Source organism: Bacillus proteolyticus (genome assembly GCF_001884065.1).
Classification (GTDB): Bacteria; Bacillota; Bacilli; order Bacillales; family Bacillaceae_G; genus Bacillus_A; species Bacillus_A proteolyticus.
The window spans coordinates 299,779-315,133 of the sequence record NZ_MACH01000054.1 but is presented as its reverse complement, the minus strand read 5'-3'; the positions used below and the strand labels follow the sequence as shown (position 1 = coordinate 315,133).

18 protein-coding genes and 1 pseudogene are annotated in these 15,355 nt (G+C 34.7%); 2 read left to right on the top strand and 17 right to left on the bottom strand.

Annotated elements, in window-relative coordinates; all coding sequences use genetic code 11:
- The 4 genes and pseudogenes from BAQ49_RS08020 to BAQ49_RS32820 form a co-directional block, all read right to left on the bottom strand.
- Positions 1–200: pseudogene (locus BAQ49_RS08020) on the bottom strand (type 2 isopentenyl-diphosphate Delta-isomerase); the annotation flags it as partial.
- 12 nt (positions 201–212) lie between these two features.
- A complete protein-coding gene (rpsA, locus tag BAQ49_RS08015) occupies positions 213–1,361 on the bottom strand; it encodes a 30S ribosomal protein S1 (RefSeq protein WP_071744894.1) in 1,149 nt (382 codons plus the stop codon).
- A gap of 330 nt (positions 1,362–1,691) precedes the next feature.
- Positions 1,692–2,369, bottom strand: coding sequence for a (d)CMP kinase (gene cmk / locus BAQ49_RS08010; RefSeq protein ID WP_071744893.1), 678 nt, complete (start codon positions 2,367–2,369; stop codon positions 1,692–1,694).
- A gap of 130 nt (positions 2,370–2,499) precedes the next feature.
- Complete coding sequence (locus BAQ49_RS32820; protein ID WP_083595865.1) at positions 2,500–2,673, bottom strand: DUF5359 family protein; 174 nt, start codon at positions 2,671–2,673, stop codon at positions 2,500–2,502.
- Between the two features lie 211 nt (positions 2,674–2,884).
- Between BAQ49_RS32820 and ansA the strand changes: the two genes are divergently transcribed.
- Complete coding sequence (ansA, locus tag BAQ49_RS08005; protein WP_071744892.1) at positions 2,885–3,859, top strand: asparaginase; 975 nt, start codon at positions 2,885–2,887, stop codon at positions 3,857–3,859.
- A 34-nt stretch (positions 3,860–3,893) separates the two neighbouring features.
- Here ansA and BAQ49_RS08000 read toward each other — a convergent pair whose 3' ends face one another.
- The 12 genes from BAQ49_RS08000 to BAQ49_RS07945 form a co-directional block, all read right to left on the bottom strand.
- Positions 3,894–4,874 (bottom strand): YpdA family putative bacillithiol disulfide reductase, encoded by a 981-nt coding sequence (locus tag BAQ49_RS08000; protein ID WP_071744891.1) that lies wholly within the window; start codon positions 4,872–4,874, stop codon positions 3,894–3,896.
- Positions 4,875–4,984: 110 nt separating this feature from the next.
- On the bottom strand, positions 4,985–5,515 hold the full coding sequence (locus BAQ49_RS07995) for a peptidoglycan recognition protein family protein (RefSeq protein ID WP_071744890.1): 531 nt from the start codon (positions 5,513–5,515) through the stop codon (positions 4,985–4,987).
- 77 nt (positions 5,516–5,592) lie between these two features.
- Positions 5,593–5,829, bottom strand: coding sequence for a DUF3961 domain-containing protein (locus BAQ49_RS07990; RefSeq protein WP_071744889.1), 237 nt, complete (start codon positions 5,827–5,829; stop codon positions 5,593–5,595).
- A 92-nt stretch (positions 5,830–5,921) separates the two neighbouring features.
- On the bottom strand, positions 5,922–6,131 hold the full coding sequence (locus BAQ49_RS07985; protein ID WP_071744888.1) for a hypothetical protein: 210 nt from the start codon (positions 6,129–6,131) through the stop codon (positions 5,922–5,924).
- An 81-nt stretch (positions 6,132–6,212) separates the two neighbouring features.
- Complete coding sequence (gene gudB, locus BAQ49_RS07980) at positions 6,213–7,499, bottom strand: NAD-specific glutamate dehydrogenase (RefSeq protein WP_071744887.1); 1,287 nt, start codon at positions 7,497–7,499, stop codon at positions 6,213–6,215.
- A 356-nt stretch (positions 7,500–7,855) separates the two neighbouring features.
- Positions 7,856–8,464: a genetic competence negative regulator gene (locus tag BAQ49_RS07975; protein ID WP_001235405.1), complete on the bottom strand. Its 609-nt coding sequence runs from the start codon at positions 8,462–8,464 to the stop codon at positions 7,856–7,858.
- A gap of 77 nt (positions 8,465–8,541) precedes the next feature.
- Positions 8,542–9,417, bottom strand: a complete 876-nt coding sequence (locus BAQ49_RS07970; protein WP_071744886.1) for a MerR family transcriptional regulator — start codon at positions 9,415–9,417, stop codon at positions 8,542–8,544.
- Positions 9,417–10,193, bottom strand: coding sequence for a metallophosphoesterase (locus BAQ49_RS07965; RefSeq protein WP_071744885.1), 777 nt, complete (start codon positions 10,191–10,193; stop codon positions 9,417–9,419). The genes BAQ49_RS07970 and BAQ49_RS07965 overlap by 1 nt, the downstream gene beginning before the upstream one ends.
- 82 nt (positions 10,194–10,275) lie before the next feature.
- Positions 10,276–10,746 (bottom strand): LysM peptidoglycan-binding domain-containing protein, encoded by a 471-nt coding sequence (locus BAQ49_RS07960; protein ID WP_071744884.1) that lies wholly within the window; start codon positions 10,744–10,746, stop codon positions 10,276–10,278.
- Between the two features lie 22 nt (positions 10,747–10,768).
- Positions 10,769–11,332, bottom strand: a complete 564-nt coding sequence (locus BAQ49_RS07955; protein WP_001025786.1) for a CPBP family intramembrane glutamic endopeptidase — start codon at positions 11,330–11,332, stop codon at positions 10,769–10,771.
- Entirely contained in the window at positions 11,332–12,861 is a 1,530-nt protein-coding gene (locus BAQ49_RS07950) for a RecQ family ATP-dependent DNA helicase (RefSeq protein ID WP_071744883.1), read from the bottom strand. The genes BAQ49_RS07955 and BAQ49_RS07950 overlap by 1 nt, the downstream gene beginning before the upstream one ends.
- Positions 12,851–13,912: a YpbB family protein gene (locus BAQ49_RS07945; protein ID WP_071744882.1), complete on the bottom strand. Its 1,062-nt coding sequence runs from the start codon at positions 13,910–13,912 to the stop codon at positions 12,851–12,853. Before BAQ49_RS07945 ends, BAQ49_RS07950 begins: the two co-directional genes overlap by 11 nt.
- Positions 13,913–14,193: 281 nt before the next feature.
- Here BAQ49_RS07945 and BAQ49_RS07935 point away from each other — a divergent pair, with 281 nt between their 5' ends.
- Positions 14,194–14,442 (top strand): ferredoxin, encoded by a 249-nt coding sequence (locus BAQ49_RS07935; protein ID WP_001151994.1) that lies wholly within the window; start codon positions 14,194–14,196, stop codon positions 14,440–14,442.
- 277 nt (positions 14,443–14,719) lie between these two features.
- On the opposite strand, the gene BAQ49_RS07930 is transcribed toward BAQ49_RS07935, so the two are convergent.
- Positions 14,720–15,298, bottom strand: coding sequence for an ECF transporter S component (locus BAQ49_RS07930; protein ID WP_000810848.1), 579 nt, complete (start codon positions 15,296–15,298; stop codon positions 14,720–14,722).
- Between the last annotated feature and the right edge of the window lie 57 nt (positions 15,299–15,355).

The window sequence follows — 15,355 nt, the reverse complement described above, 5'->3', positions numbered from 1 at the left end:
CCACCACCAGTCATCGCATTGATAAAAATCGGCGAACTTAGTGAAAGTTCGCCGATTTTTGTTTCACATGTTACAGTGTCATAACTTGAATTTGGCAAGCTTTGATGCACAAAATCAATATCATGAAAGCCATGCGTACGAGACTGACCAGTAGAAAGAGCATATTCAATATGATCTAATTTACGTTTTGCCCTTACCACTTGTACCCCTCTTTATTTCTTTAATTTTTTCAGTTGTTCACCAATAATATCACTTAACTGGAAAGTAGCTGAATCAGCATTTGGCTCATATTGGCTATAATCTTCTGTTACATTATTTTCTTCAAGCGTTTCTTTTATGCTTAAAGAAATACGTTTTTCCGCTACATGGACTTCAAGCACTTTCACTTTTACTTCTTGCCCCATTGCCAATACTTCATTTGGATTTTTCACGTGACGATTTGCAATTTGAGATACATGTACAAGCCCTTCAACACCAGGTAAAATTTCAACAAACGCACCGAATGTAACAAGGCGTTTTACTACTCCCTCACGAATATCTCCAGCTTTTATTTCGCCAGCAACATTTTCCCAAGGTCCTGGCTGAGCTGCTTTAATTGATAAAGAAATACGTTGTGTATCCGCATCAACAGATAGCACCTTTACTTTTACCTTTTGACCTTGCTCTAATACTTCAGAAGGTTGTTCTACACGTTCATGTGAAATTTGTGAAATGTGAACTAAACCATCCACACCACCAACGTTAACGAAAGCACCAAAATCCGTTAATCGTTGTACTGTCCCTTCAACAACATCTCCTTCTTTTAACGAAGAGATGGCTTCTTTTTTCTTAGAATCTAGTTCTAGTTCTACTACAGCTTTATGCGAAAGGATTACACGATTTTTTTCACGGTCTAATTCAACAATTTTCACCGCTAATGTTTTCCCTTTATAGTCAGCAAAGTCTTCTACATAATGTACTTCTACAAGTGAAGCTGGGATAAAACCACGAACACCAAGGTCCACAACTAATCCACCATTCACGATATCTTTTACAGTAACATCAAATACATAACCAGAATTAAATTTCTCTTGTAATTCTACCCACGCTTTTTCTGCGTCAACAGCACGTTTAGATAAAACAAGATCATCTTCTTCTAATTTAATAATTTTCAATTCTAGTGTTTGATCTAATTCTACAACATCGCTTGCTTTTTCAATATGAACGTTAGCTAATTCACTAATCGGAATTACGCCATCTGTTTTGTATCCAACATTTACAAGCACTTGTTTCTCTTCAACTTTCGTTACAGAACCTGTAACAACGTCACCAACTTGTAATTCTTTTGAATTCATAACTTCTTCATTCATTTTCTCTACCATGGAAATACCTCCCTACAGAATTGACAAAGCATTTTTATGTATATACGAAATGAAAACAAATGTTTTCATTTGCATGTTTAAGAATTTATCATCACATATTCTGTTTCAATACAGTTCACAAGAAACTATATTAAACCTATACAAATAGTATACAGCAAAATCATCTTGAAGAAAGTATGATTTGAAATATAATAGCGAATATATTCTGACAGTTTTTCTCCTCTGTAACTAACTTCTTACAAATTAGCCCATTTGTCAAGAAAAGAGACTTATAATTCACGTATCCTTTACATTTCAAAAAAAATAAAGAAAGAGGATAGCCCTCTTTCTTTATTTCGCAAATACTCCTGAAACAATACCCATAATTTTTTGGACCACTTCTTCAATTGATAAAGAAGTTGTATCTAATTCCAATGCATCATCAGCTTTTTTCAAAGGAGAAACTTCACGTTCTGAATCTAATTTATCACGCCTAGCAATTTCTTCTTTTAACTGCTCTAAATTAGAATCGAAACCTTTATTCATATTTTCTAAATGTCTTCTTTCTGCTCTTTCTTCTACAGAAGCAAGCATAAAGATTTTCACTTCAGCATCTGGTAGTACATGTGTACCAATATCACGGCCATCCATTACTACGCCGCCTTTTTCAGCTAATTCTTGTTGACGACGTACCATTTCTTCACGAACAAGACGATGCTTTGCTACAATAGATACGCGATTCGTCACATCAGGCGTACGAATCACTTCAGAAACATCTTGTCCATTTAAAAATACAAGTTGTGTATTTTCCCCTTGCTGAAATTCAATATTCACATTTTTTACAACTTCCATTAACTTTTCTTCATTTTCAAGATCCACTTTTTGTTCAAGGGCTGCATATGTAATAGCACGGTACATTGCGCCTGTATCAATGTAAACATATGAAAGTTTTTTTGCAACAACTTTTGCAACTGTACTTTTCCCAGCTGCTGCTGGACCATCTATAGCAATCGAAATTCGTTTATCCATTGTAACACCTCATTTTTCACTTATAAAACAAAACGAAAAGCAGGTATTCTCCCCCTGCTTCTTCCCATTTGCTTCACGTCATTAAATCCTCAATTATTGTAGCATAATCCACCATAGAAGAAAATGAAAACTACTTATTCACCTGTAAGATTTGCGCCTTATTTTTCGTGACGACACCTTCGTAATAAACAATTTTCGATAAATATTTCACTGAAGATTTATGTATAAAAAGTAGTTGAACAATAGAAAGACAAATAAATTGAATCAGCAATATACGAATTATAATTCTTTCCACTTTTTCCAAAAAACTCACTCCTTCCCCTCTATACTTACACATCTAATTTCGTAAATTTATATAAACAAAACCTAATCTAATAACCACTTACCAGCAAACGCTTAAAGCAATTCATTTTATTGTCATTTTCTAAGCATACTTTTATACATTTTCATTGTCGAATTTACTCAAAACATGTTATGTTCTAAATGTATTTTTCAACTTGAAAGGGGTATAAGCATTGAAAAGAATCCTAGTTTTACACACAGGCGGAACAATTGCAATGGAAGAAGATAAAGAAACTGGGGTTGTACAACCAGGTGAAAAGAATCCTCTTTTGAAATTTATTCCTGATTTAGAAGGCGATGTTGATTTAATTGTCGAAGATGTGTTCCATCTTCCATCTCCTCATATGACTCCTAGCGAAATGCTACAATTACAAGTCATCATTGACGAAAGAGTAAAACAAGATAATATTCACGGCGTAGTCATTACGCATGGTACCGATACATTAGAAGAGACAGCTTATTTTCTTGATTTAACAGTTCAAGCAACCATCCCAATCATTGTGACAGGAGCAATGCGTTCTAGTAATGAATTAGGTGCTGATGGTCTATATAATTTCTTATCAGCTGTAAAAGTTGCTAGCAGTAATGAAGCTGCTGAAAAAGGTGTTTTAGTCGTATTAAATGATGAAATACATTGCGCTACAAATGTAACAAAAACGCACACAAGTAATGTCGCGACATTCCAAAGTCCACAGTACGGACCAATTGGCATGGTAACAAAACGCGGTGTTGTTTTCCATCATGCTTTAGTGCATCACGAAACATGCGCAGTACGACAGATTTCTAAAAACGTTGTCGTTCTAAAAGCATACGCAGGTATGGATGATACATTATTATCAGCAATCGAAACACTACCAGTAGACGGAATTGTTATTGAAGCACTTGGACAAGGTAATTTACCTCCACGAACACTTCCTAGTTTAGAACGGTTAATAAGCAAAGGAATTCCTGTTGTATTAGTGTCTCGCTGTTTCAACGGTATCGTTCAAGATGTATATTCGTATGAAGGCGGGGGCAAACAACTAAAAGATATGGGTGTTATATTCACATACGGTTTAAACGCTCAAAAGGCACGTATTAAATTGTTAGTCGCATTAGAGAATACAAACTCTCACGAAACAATCCAAAATATGTATATGCACGATTAAAAAAGCAGCTGTCGAGTTTTTCGACAGCTGCTTTTTATTCTCCTCTTGATGCAATGGTGTGCGCAATCGCATCTCCATGGAATCTACCGTTCTCGATAAATATTTCATTTGCGTTATTCCCCGCAGCAATTACACCTGCAATAAAAATATTTTCAGCGTTTGTTTCCATACTACCCTCTGTATAAATCGGACGCCCTGTTGCTTCATCAATCAGAACTCCCATTTTTGTTAAGAAATTGTGGTCTGGATGGTAACCCGTCATAGCAAATACAAAATCGTTTTGAATTGTATTTGCTTCACCATCTACTGTATACGTCAACGTATGCTCAGTAATTTCTTTTACATGCGCATGGAAATGCATTTGAATTGTCCCATTTCGTACTAACGCCTCAAATTCCGGCAAAATCCACGGCTTAATACTTGGCGAGTATTCCCCACCACGGTATAGAACTGTTACACGTGCACCCGATTTAACAAGCTCTAACGCCGCATCTACACTTGAATTTTTACCACCTATTACAACGACATCTCGATCAAAATAAGGATGTCCTTCTTTGAAATAATGAGCTACTTTCTCAAGTTTCTCACCAGGTACATTCATATAATTCGGATTATCATAATATCCAGTTGCGACAACAATGTATTTTGCCACATATATTTCTTTGTTTCCGTCACGCTTCGTCGTTTCAACTTTAAAAACATCACCATCTTTTTGAACTTGTTCCACTCGTTCAAATGCATTTACACGTACAGATTTACGCTTTACTACTTCACGATAATACGCAAGCGCTTGATTACGAAATGGCTTACGATTTTCTGTAATAAAAGCCACTTCACCAATTTCTAATTTTTCACTAGAGGAGAAAAATGTTTGGTGAGTTGGATAATTATAAATTGCATTTACAATGTTTCCTTTTTCGATTACTAACGGATTTAACCCCTCTTTTTGCAACGAAATCGCTGCTGCTAATCCGCATGGACCGCCTCCGATAATAATAACTGTCTCTTTTTGCATACTCAGTTCACTCCTAGTCTTCTACCTCTGCTCTATTTTATATAAACAAGAAAAAACCTACTTACAGCAGTAGGCACCTATCTTTATTGTATTCATTTTTCATATATTTGTCATCTAAACGAAACATACATCCGATAGACATCTGCTAAAAACTGCTGAAATTTAATACCTTGTTTCCCTAATACATTCTCAGGATCAATCTTTCTAGCTGGATCCAATGTTTTATGTGATACGATATCTTTTTTTGGATTCAAACCGAAGTTTTGGCATAAATACGCATGATACCACGTAAAACGAGTATATGCTTCCCAAAAGTTAACATCACCGCCATAACAAAGTTCTACCCCAATGGCAGCCTTATTCGCATCATAACCATATAAGTCATTATCCGTCGGCACACCATATCTAACATGATACGCAACTTCATTTATAGGAATAATTTCCAATATCGTTTTATCATCTATAAATGTATGCGCCGAAGCTTTCGGTTGTATTTCATTAAAGTAATCTCGATTCCCTATCGCATTGCTACCAGGATTCCCCGTATCATGACTTACAATAAACCTTACTTTAGAAAGAGGCATTCCCGGTCGTGAACTTCCATATCCAATATAGTTACGCTCTATAGGAAACATCGCCATTACTACCAACTCCCGCTTTAGAAGATTACCTTACTTCCTTATATGTATTCGGTAGCAATGTCCTTATAGCATATTTCTTATGCGAAGATAAAATCGAAAATATTTGATGTGAATACCATAAATAATAAAATACTTACAGCCACTCCATAAAAACCGTAAAACCAAACACAATCTTCTTTCGTATCTAAACCGAAAAATTTATTTACTGATTGTAATAATGTGCCACGCTTACTTTGCTTGTTTCGTAATACTTCCACTCGTTCTACAACATCCGCTGGCATCATAATTCTTTGGTCTACTGTCATTTTCATCATTTATCTCTCCTTAAAATCATTTCCGTTTTGTTTATCTAAGGAGAGTATAGCACGTTTGTTCGTGCAGAACAAGCGTTCTTTTTGTTTTTATTTTATTTTTCAGCAAGCCAAGTAAGAATTGAGATTACAACGGCGATAATCGGCCCTACTACAACCAAACCAAATATTAAAAACAGTAACCCTTCCCCGAACACCCGAACGATACTTGTTTTTCTGGCTTCCATCGTTCTTGCAAGTTCTCCCTCTAACCTCTTAACCTTTTCTTCTAATTGTTCTACTCGTTCCATCATTTCATTTTCCATATACAACACCTCAATTTAATACTTCAACAAAAAAACGTGATCCCCTCGAAAGGAAATCACGTTTTCTCAAAACATTATATATTATACCCAACCTCTGAAGCGACTAGCCTCAGCCATTTTACGAACACCAACCATGTATGCAGCTAAGCGCATGTTTACTTTACGAACTTGTGATGTTTCATAAATTGAATCGAATGATCTTACCATTACTTTTTCTAAACGTTGTTCTACTTCTTCCTCAGTCCAGTAGTAACCTTGGTTATTTTGTACCCACTCAAAGTAAGATACTGTAACGCCACCAGCACTTGCTAATACGTCTGGAACAAGTAAAATACCACGATCTGTTAAGATTTTTGTTGCTTCTAATGTAGTTGGGCCATTTGCAGCTTCAACCACAATTTTCGCTTTAATCTTATCAGCATTTTCTTCTGTAATTTGGTTCTCAATTGCAGCTGGAACTAAAATGTCGCAATCAAGTTCTAATAGTTCTTTGTTTGAAATTGTATTATTAAATAGTTTTGTTACAGTACCGAAGCTATCGCGACGATCTAGTAAGTAGTCAATATCTAATCCATTTGGATCATGTAATGCGCCATAAGCATCTGAAATTGCAATTACTTTCGCGCCTGCATCATGCATAAATTTAGCTAAGAAGCTACCCGCGTTACCAAATCCTTGAACAACAACGCGTGCACCTTTAATATCAATGTCACGTTTTTTCGCAGCTTCACGAATACAAATTGTTACACCTTTTGCAGTCGCTGTTTCACGTCCGTGTGATCCACCTAATACAAGTGGTTTACCTGTAATAAATCCTGGTGAATTAAATTCATCGATACGGCTATACTCATCCATCATCCATGCCATAATTTGTGAGTTTGTAAATACATCTGGAGCCGGAATATCTTTTGTCGGACCAACAATTTGGCTAATTGCTCGTACATAACCGCGGCTTAATCTTTCTAATTCACGGAAAGACATCTCACGTGGGTCACAAATGATTCCACCTTTACCTCCACCGTATGGTAAATCAACAATACCACATTTTAAACTCATCCAAATAGAAAGTGCTTTCACTTCATTTTCTGTTACGTTTGGATGGAAGCGAATTCCGCCTTTCGTTGGACCAACAGCATCATTATGTTGTGCACGATATCCTGTAAATATTTTAACAGTCCCGTCATCCATACGAACTGGAATTTTCACTGTCATCATACGAATTGGTTCTTTCAATAATTCATATACTTCGTTTGGATAACCCAATTTTTCTAATGCTTCATTAATTACAATTTGTGTTGAATTTAACAATTCAAAATGTTGTTCCCCTTGTTGTTGTGTTTTCGTTTGAGTTCCCTTTTCGGCTACCATAGTAAGTAAACCCCCTGTAATTTCACTTGTTTAGTAAACCTTCATTGCCTAGTATACACCGTTAAATTTGGAATGCAATAGAAAACGCTAACAAATATATACAAACTATTTCGCGTTGCAAGCGTTTTCACTATTATTATAGTCCTTTTATTGCTTTTAGAAAAGTAAAATACTTAAATATTTAAATATTTTTTATTTTCACCAAAACACATTCAATAAAATCAATATTTCATCAAGAAATACTGATCAAATTTTCAAATACAGTTCGGCTAGTATTGTTGCCTAAACTTCGCTTTATAGATTTTAGATTTTCCAATCTTCAGCTGCATAAAAATAAAACCTCAAGCTACGTTACATTAGCTGAGGTTTTGCTTTTTCACAAAGTAATTGTATATTTGTTCAATTGCTTGAGAATCCATTAATTCTTTACCATATTCCATTATGCGATAAATTGTTGCTGTTGACGGATTACCGTATTCCGCTAAAATAGCTATAAAATCCGCCTTCAATAATTGAAATTGCTCTTCTTCTTCTATCCAAAGATAAAAACGATTATCCCATGTATACAACTTCCCATCAGTTACACCAAGGTTATATAAGCGATTTGACAAATTGATTACATCATCTAATGTAGCAAACTCGTAAAGTATATGTTCACTTTCATCAAGAGTCACTTGCATTTCAATAAACTCGTCACGGAACTCATCTTCTGTATCCACTTCTTGATTTTCTTTTGTTACAATTACAACCATACCTTGAGCTTGTAGAGAAAATACTTCCACAGCAATCGGACCATCCGCTTCAAACCCTAATTCTTTATTTGCTTCTTGCATCATATCACGGAATAGTTGCTGTACTTTCGGTGCATTTCTCCACAAATCTTCTTTCGTTAATCCTCGTTCTGATAAATCATCAAATGTTAGGAAAATTTTGATCTTATTGTAATTTAAACGTTCCAGTCTCATCTCATACCCTCCCTACGTAACCATTGCATCTAATTTTTATTATATGAAATAGAAAATAGATGGTTCTTTTCGAACAACTATTCTGACATTCTTATCCATCTATCCCATTCTTCTTTCGTGTTACCAATAAGGATATTTTGAAGATTTAATTGATCCCCAATGCTTTTTTTTCCTATAAAACCAACAAAGAGATTTTTATTTTTTGCTTGCAACAAATCAATAAATCTTACTGCCTCTTCAAGTTCTCGTTCATCATCAAAAGATATAAACAAATACTTAGGTTGCAATTGTTCAATAGCTAGTAAAATACCTTCTTCATCTAAACTTGTCCCCATATACATTGCTTGATATCCTTTTATTCGTAAATACGTCGCGAAAATAAATCCTTTTAATATATTATTTTCCAAAACGAAAACTTTGTTAACGGAAGAATACACTGATGCATTATGATAAATCATTCCTAGACGTGTTTGTAAGAATGATACAACATATTTGAATTGTAACATTGTAATCTCATTATTATTTTTTAAAATTAACAACTTGTTTGCGACTTGAAGAACGATGCTTATAACAACTTTTTCCGTTGAATATATACTAAAAACCTCGTTTAATAATGCAGAAGTTGTAATTTCATCAAATTCTAACAAAGCTTGTAGTATATCGTCCACTAAAACAACTTCTTTATCAGGAATTTTTTCTATTTGAATATTGTTCTGCAACCGATTCCCTTCTAATAACTGAACGGCTTGTCCAATCATCATCCCCTCAGAAACCTTGTTCATTAACCATTTCAAAATATGAATATGCTCTTCTGTATACAAACGATGCCCCGCATGATTTCTTTTTGGGGCAATAATATGATAGCGTCTTTCCCATGCGCGAAGTGTACTCGGTTGAATTCCGAGTATATTCGAAACAGCTTTTATATTATAGTTTCCATTTGAAGTTGGCATTATTTCCCTCCACACAACGTAATGATATGCGTTTGAGAAGGTGCCCGAAAACGAAGAGGAAACAATGTTGTTCCATACCCATTACTAACAAATAGTGTCATATTAAAATGCTTATATATGCCACCCTTTAAATGTTTTTCAGATGAAAACAACCGAATTTGTCCTCCATGTGTATGCCCACTTAACACGAGCGAAATTTGCTCTTTACCAGACATTTTTTTTATTATATCAGGGTTGTGACTAATTAAAATGCGAAAACCTTCTTCTTTACAATCAGCCAATGCTAAATCTAAACGATCTCGTTCTAATCCAACATCATCGATACCGAGCAAGCAAATTTTCTCTCCTAATTCAGACTCAAATACAACTCTTGTATTATCTAATACCTTCACGTTATTTTCTAACAATAAAGCATCTAATTCGTGATATTCAATTTCATAATCATTATTTCCCCATACAAAATATACAGGGGCTACTTCTCTTAACTTTTGAATATTTAAAGAGATCTGCGATAAAGGTACTCCTTTTTCAGCTAAATCGCCGCCAATAATTACGATATCCGCTTTCCCTTTCACTCGTTCAATTAGCGAGCTAGAAATGACCCTTCTATGAATATCCGAAATAAAAAAAACATTAACTTTTTGAAAACTTTCCGGAAATTCTTCGAATACTAATGTATGTTCCAGCACAGTATTACGCATCGCTTCTTTATACATTCCAAGAAGACATACAAAACCAATGCATATGAGAGTACATAATAATATAATCCATGTCATATATTTTTACTCTCCCTCCTCGTAAAGTATAGTCCTTCATTTTATATGCAGCTATTTTATATCACTCATTTAACTCGCTCTCTTACTTCGCAGACTTATCTTTTATAGGAATTTTTAATTCTTGTCCTACTCTCACTTTGTCTTCTTGCAAATCATTATACTTTTTAATTACTTCCATCCCATTTTCATCTGAGAAATATTGCTTCGCTATACTTTCTAAACTTTCTCCATCTTTCACAATATGAGTTGCTACTTTCTCAGACTGCTTTTGAGATTCAGTCTTAGCTGAATCAAAGAAAATCACTTCAAACGCACTTTTCCCAGCATTATTACTATCATTTTTCACCTGTGTATATTTATCTGTATACCATAGAATACTAATAGGTAACAATATGAATAAAAATGTTAAAACTCGGACGAAAATATGATTCATTTTAAATTTTGGTTTTTTCTCTTTATTTCTACGAACTTCACTACGCGGCGGTAAACCTTCATCTTCTTCCACTCGCTCAACTTCTAACTCCTCTTCAAAATTAGGAATTCGTTTTCTCATGTTGTTCACCACCACCTTCCATTTATTTTCTTAATTGGAGTCCCATTATAAAATCAACAAGAAAGTGTGCAAAGATTGTTATAAACAAATTTCCTGTCCACTCGAATACATAACCAAAAACAAAGCTAATAAAGCAGACGAAACAAAACAAAAAAGGCTTCGTTATATACCGAATATGTAACACAGCAAAAATTAAACTCGCTATTACAATTCCAAAATGAGTCTGCACTACACCTCTAAATAAAAACTCTTCCGCAAAGCCAATAATAAACGTGATAACGAGTAAATGCATGACCGAGATTCCTTGAAACATTCTATCGTTAATGCCACCATCATCAAACCAAGATTCTGGAAACACTCGCATTGCAACATAATCTAATAACACAATACAAATCGCTAATAAGCCACCTAGTACAAGTATAGAAATCGGTTCCCATTTCCATAAACTATAAACTTCTCTTTTATCTTGAAATAATATGTATGCTAGTAAACAACCGATGCCAATAATGATTAGTTGTGTTATGTATAGATTCAGTCTTATTTCCCTCGGACTCATATCTTCAACATTTTGCCTTTGAATGTTCATCATTCCTCCATCTTCCCTAGGCCGAAAAGCTTTTGTAACTCTGTTTCCCAATTATAGTCGAAAACAGACTGTTGCGCTCGTCTTTTTTTATACTCTGTTTTTGTAATACCACAGTAATCACAACAGTTTTCTATCTCTTTTTCCTTTCTATAACCGAACTGTTGTAATAAATATTCACGCCTACATCCTTGAACTTGTATCCATGACTTCATATTTTCTAGCTCACTATATTTATTACGCAATCTCACTTCCACTTCCGCTATTAATCTGTGCATTATTTCATCTGACAAGCTCTCTAGCAGAAGATTTCGCCGTTGTATGATTCCAAGATATTCGAGATGATAACGGATAAAACGCCAATATTGTTCATTAAATCTTGCTGCATTATAACAAATTTCTTCTACATCTTCTATTGGTAATACTTTCGTTTGAAACATTCTTTCTTGTAGTAACGAAAATAAAAATTGTATTTGTGATTTACTTGGCAATTCATCTTCAATGATTGAAATTGGCAAATCATGATCCAATGGACTACATAGCAAAATGGCTATACTTGGCTCACCATCTCTCCCCGCTCTTCCAATTTCTTGTAAATAAGAAGCTACATTTGTTGGATATTGAAAATGAATAATATATCTTGTATTCGCCTTATTGACCCCCATCCCAAAAGCACTTGTACATATTACAATTTGCAACTGGTCATTCATAAACTGTTGTTGAATTAACATACGCTCTTCATGTTCCATACCACCATGATAAAAAGCTACACCTGTAATTCCTTTTCCTCTTAAGTACTCGGTTAAACGCTCTGTCCAGGCCCTACTTGAGCAATAAACAATACCAGGTCCTTGCAAATACATTATATGCTCAAAAAGCGCCTCTTTTTTTTCTTCTATCGTTTCCACAAATTGCACTTCCATCGCAATATTTGGACGATCAATTGAATACACATGCTCAGCGACATTTTTTAGATTTAAACTTTCCGCTATATCTTGCAGTACATCCTTTGTAGCAGTCGCTGTTAATGCTAATACATTTGGAGATCCGATACTCTCAATTACTTTATCTAATTTTTTATAATCTGGCCGAAAATCGTATCCCCATTGTGAAATACAATGCGCTTCATCTACGACAAATAATGAAATATGTATTTTTTTCAATTCTCTTATTAGGAATTCCGACTGCAACATCTCGGGTGATACGAAAACAAATTTATAAAAAGATAGCTTTTTCATTGCTTCTCTTTTTTCACTTAACGTCCGAAAACTATTAAATGCAATAACTCGATTTTTCACGACATACTTTAATTGCGTAACTTGGTCTTCCATTAAAGATAATAGTGGTGATACAACAAGCACCGTCCCCTCTTGCAGAAGCCCCGGAAGTTGATAACACATTGACTTTCCCCTTCCAGTCGGAAGCATTGCTACAACATCTTTTCCTTCCAATAAGTCCGTAATAACTCCTTTTTGCCCCGGACGAAATTCAGAATATCCAAACCACTTATATAAATATTCCTCAAGCTTCATTAATACCCTCCATCCGTGCCAATACAAGACGGACTTCAAAATAAGAGATTCCCTCTCCAACCGCTTGCTTCAACACACGCAATTTACGTGTTTGTAATGCTTCAATTACTTTTGATACTTTTTCTATTTTTTCTTTTTCCATAAACATCTCAATAGAAAATTCTTTTTCTCGTAAAGCAATCTCCACAAAATGATCTTCTATCGTGGCAACCTTTAAATTCCGAATTGTCGCTATTTCTTCTAAAGAGCGTCCTTGTCTCCAAAAATTATATGTTTTTTTCGTTGATAAGCTAAATAAATCAGCTTTCTCATTTGGATAAGAAATAATTTCAGCTAATAATGGAAATTCATTTTCTTTATTGCGAACTTCTTGAATAAGGAAATGAATTGTACCCCAAAATAAAAAGTACACTCGAAATACATCTTGTTTCGTAATTTCCGCTAATTGTTGTAAAGTACACCCAATACGTTCATAGCCAGTTAACCGGTATGTTACGATTGTCGCTTCTACTGAATTATTTTTTTGTAAAAGAGTATGCATCTCCTTCCACAATCTTTTAGCCAATTCATTTCTCGTATATGGTATTCCCGTGAGAAAACGTTTCACCCACATCATTATTTCTGTATCCTGTTGAATTGGAATAAATTTCGCATTTGCCTGTTGTATATTCGAAATGGTTTGAACGATTAATGATAATCTCTTCCAAAACGTTTCACCTATTTCACCATAGTGTAAACCATGTAAATACGTCGGAAAGGCAAATTCATCTTCCCATTTGTTTAATTGCATGATACCCGCAGTCGTTAACACGTATGTATTATCATGTATAGATTGCACTAAATCCGTCTGTAACAACTTTGCAACTTCTTGATCATAATCAGCTCTATTTAATGATTTATAAATCCCAAACAAAAAAGAAATTTGAAACATATTCCCATCTTGTAATGTTTGCGACGATCTCTTTCCTTTCAACAAATAATAAATCGAAGAAACGGTTCTTTCACCATTCAATTGTTTTAAACAATATAATAAAGTATATTGTAGCTGCATTACCGCTTCCACCTTTCAGTCTAACTTCATTCCTTTTTCAATACGATCGCATTTAACTTATCATATTCACACTACATGCTTGTATATATTCTATTGTATCAAACGAAATAACATTTAAGTATTTTGAAAATCTTATGAAATAATTCAAAAACAAGTTGACACCCTAATTGATAAGCATTATCATTATAATTTTATGTTGAAAAGTTTTAAAAACCGTTTTACAATAAGGTTATAATTTTTTGACGAACTTTTCACATACATATTATCAGGAGGGAAAAAAGATGGCAAAATATACAATCGTTGATAAAGATACTTGTATTGCATGTGGTGCTTGTGGCGCTGCTGCACCAGACATTTATGACTATGATGATGAAGGTATTGCATTTGTGACATTAGACGATAACCAAGGTATCGTTGAAATTCCAGATGTATTAATTGAAGATATGATGGATGCATTCGAAGGCTGTCCAACTGACTCAATTAAAGTTGCTGACGAATCATTTGATGGCGACTCTTTAAAATTCGAATAGTCTTTTATTAACTTCAAAAAATGCCCCTCATATGGATGAGGGGTATTTTTTGTTTTCTATTTTCATTCTGCTTAATAAAAAACCATTAGCAGTCCATACTACTAATGGTTTTATTTTACCCCACTATTCGCCGAGCAGTAAGACCCCCACCTCAAAATTCAGCGAAAGCAAATAAGTTAGGTGAGGGTCGTGCTGCCCGTAAAGGCCCGATTGGTGAAGGCTAATAATCAGCGGGGGATGAACAAAACCCCCACTGACTAAAGTTTCACTTTATATTTTATGCATTATTCATTTTTGCAAACACCCATACTTTCAAGCGTGAGAATAACGCTACAAATACAATTGTCACTACAATTCCTTTAATTAAATTAAATGGTAAGATTGCCGTTACAACCGTTGTTTTTATAGCATCACTAGACATAGCTGGTGAATTTAAAAACCAAGTGTAAGCTGGGAATATGATGATGTAGTTTAATACACTCATGATTAACGCCATTGTAATTGTCCCAAGCATTAATCCTGTCGTTAAACTTTTTACAGTACGATACTTTCTAAATAAGAAAGCTGCTGGTCCAATAAATAAACACCCTGCAATAAAGTTTGCAATTTCTCCAACTGGCACTCCCGTTAAGCTTCCTTGAATCCCGTAATGTAAAATATTTTTTATCGCTTCTACAATTACTCCTGCAATCGGCCCAAAAATAATCGCCGCAATTAAAGCTGGCACATCACTAAAATCAATTTTTAAAAATGGCGGAAGCCCTGGGAATGGAAAATCCAACATCATTAGTAAATACGCAATACTACTTAGCATCGCTACACTCACCATCTGCACTACACTGTTTTTTTGTTTCATCTTTCTCTCTCCTTTTCCATCGATCTTCTCATGGAAAGTGGAAAGGTTCTGCTATGC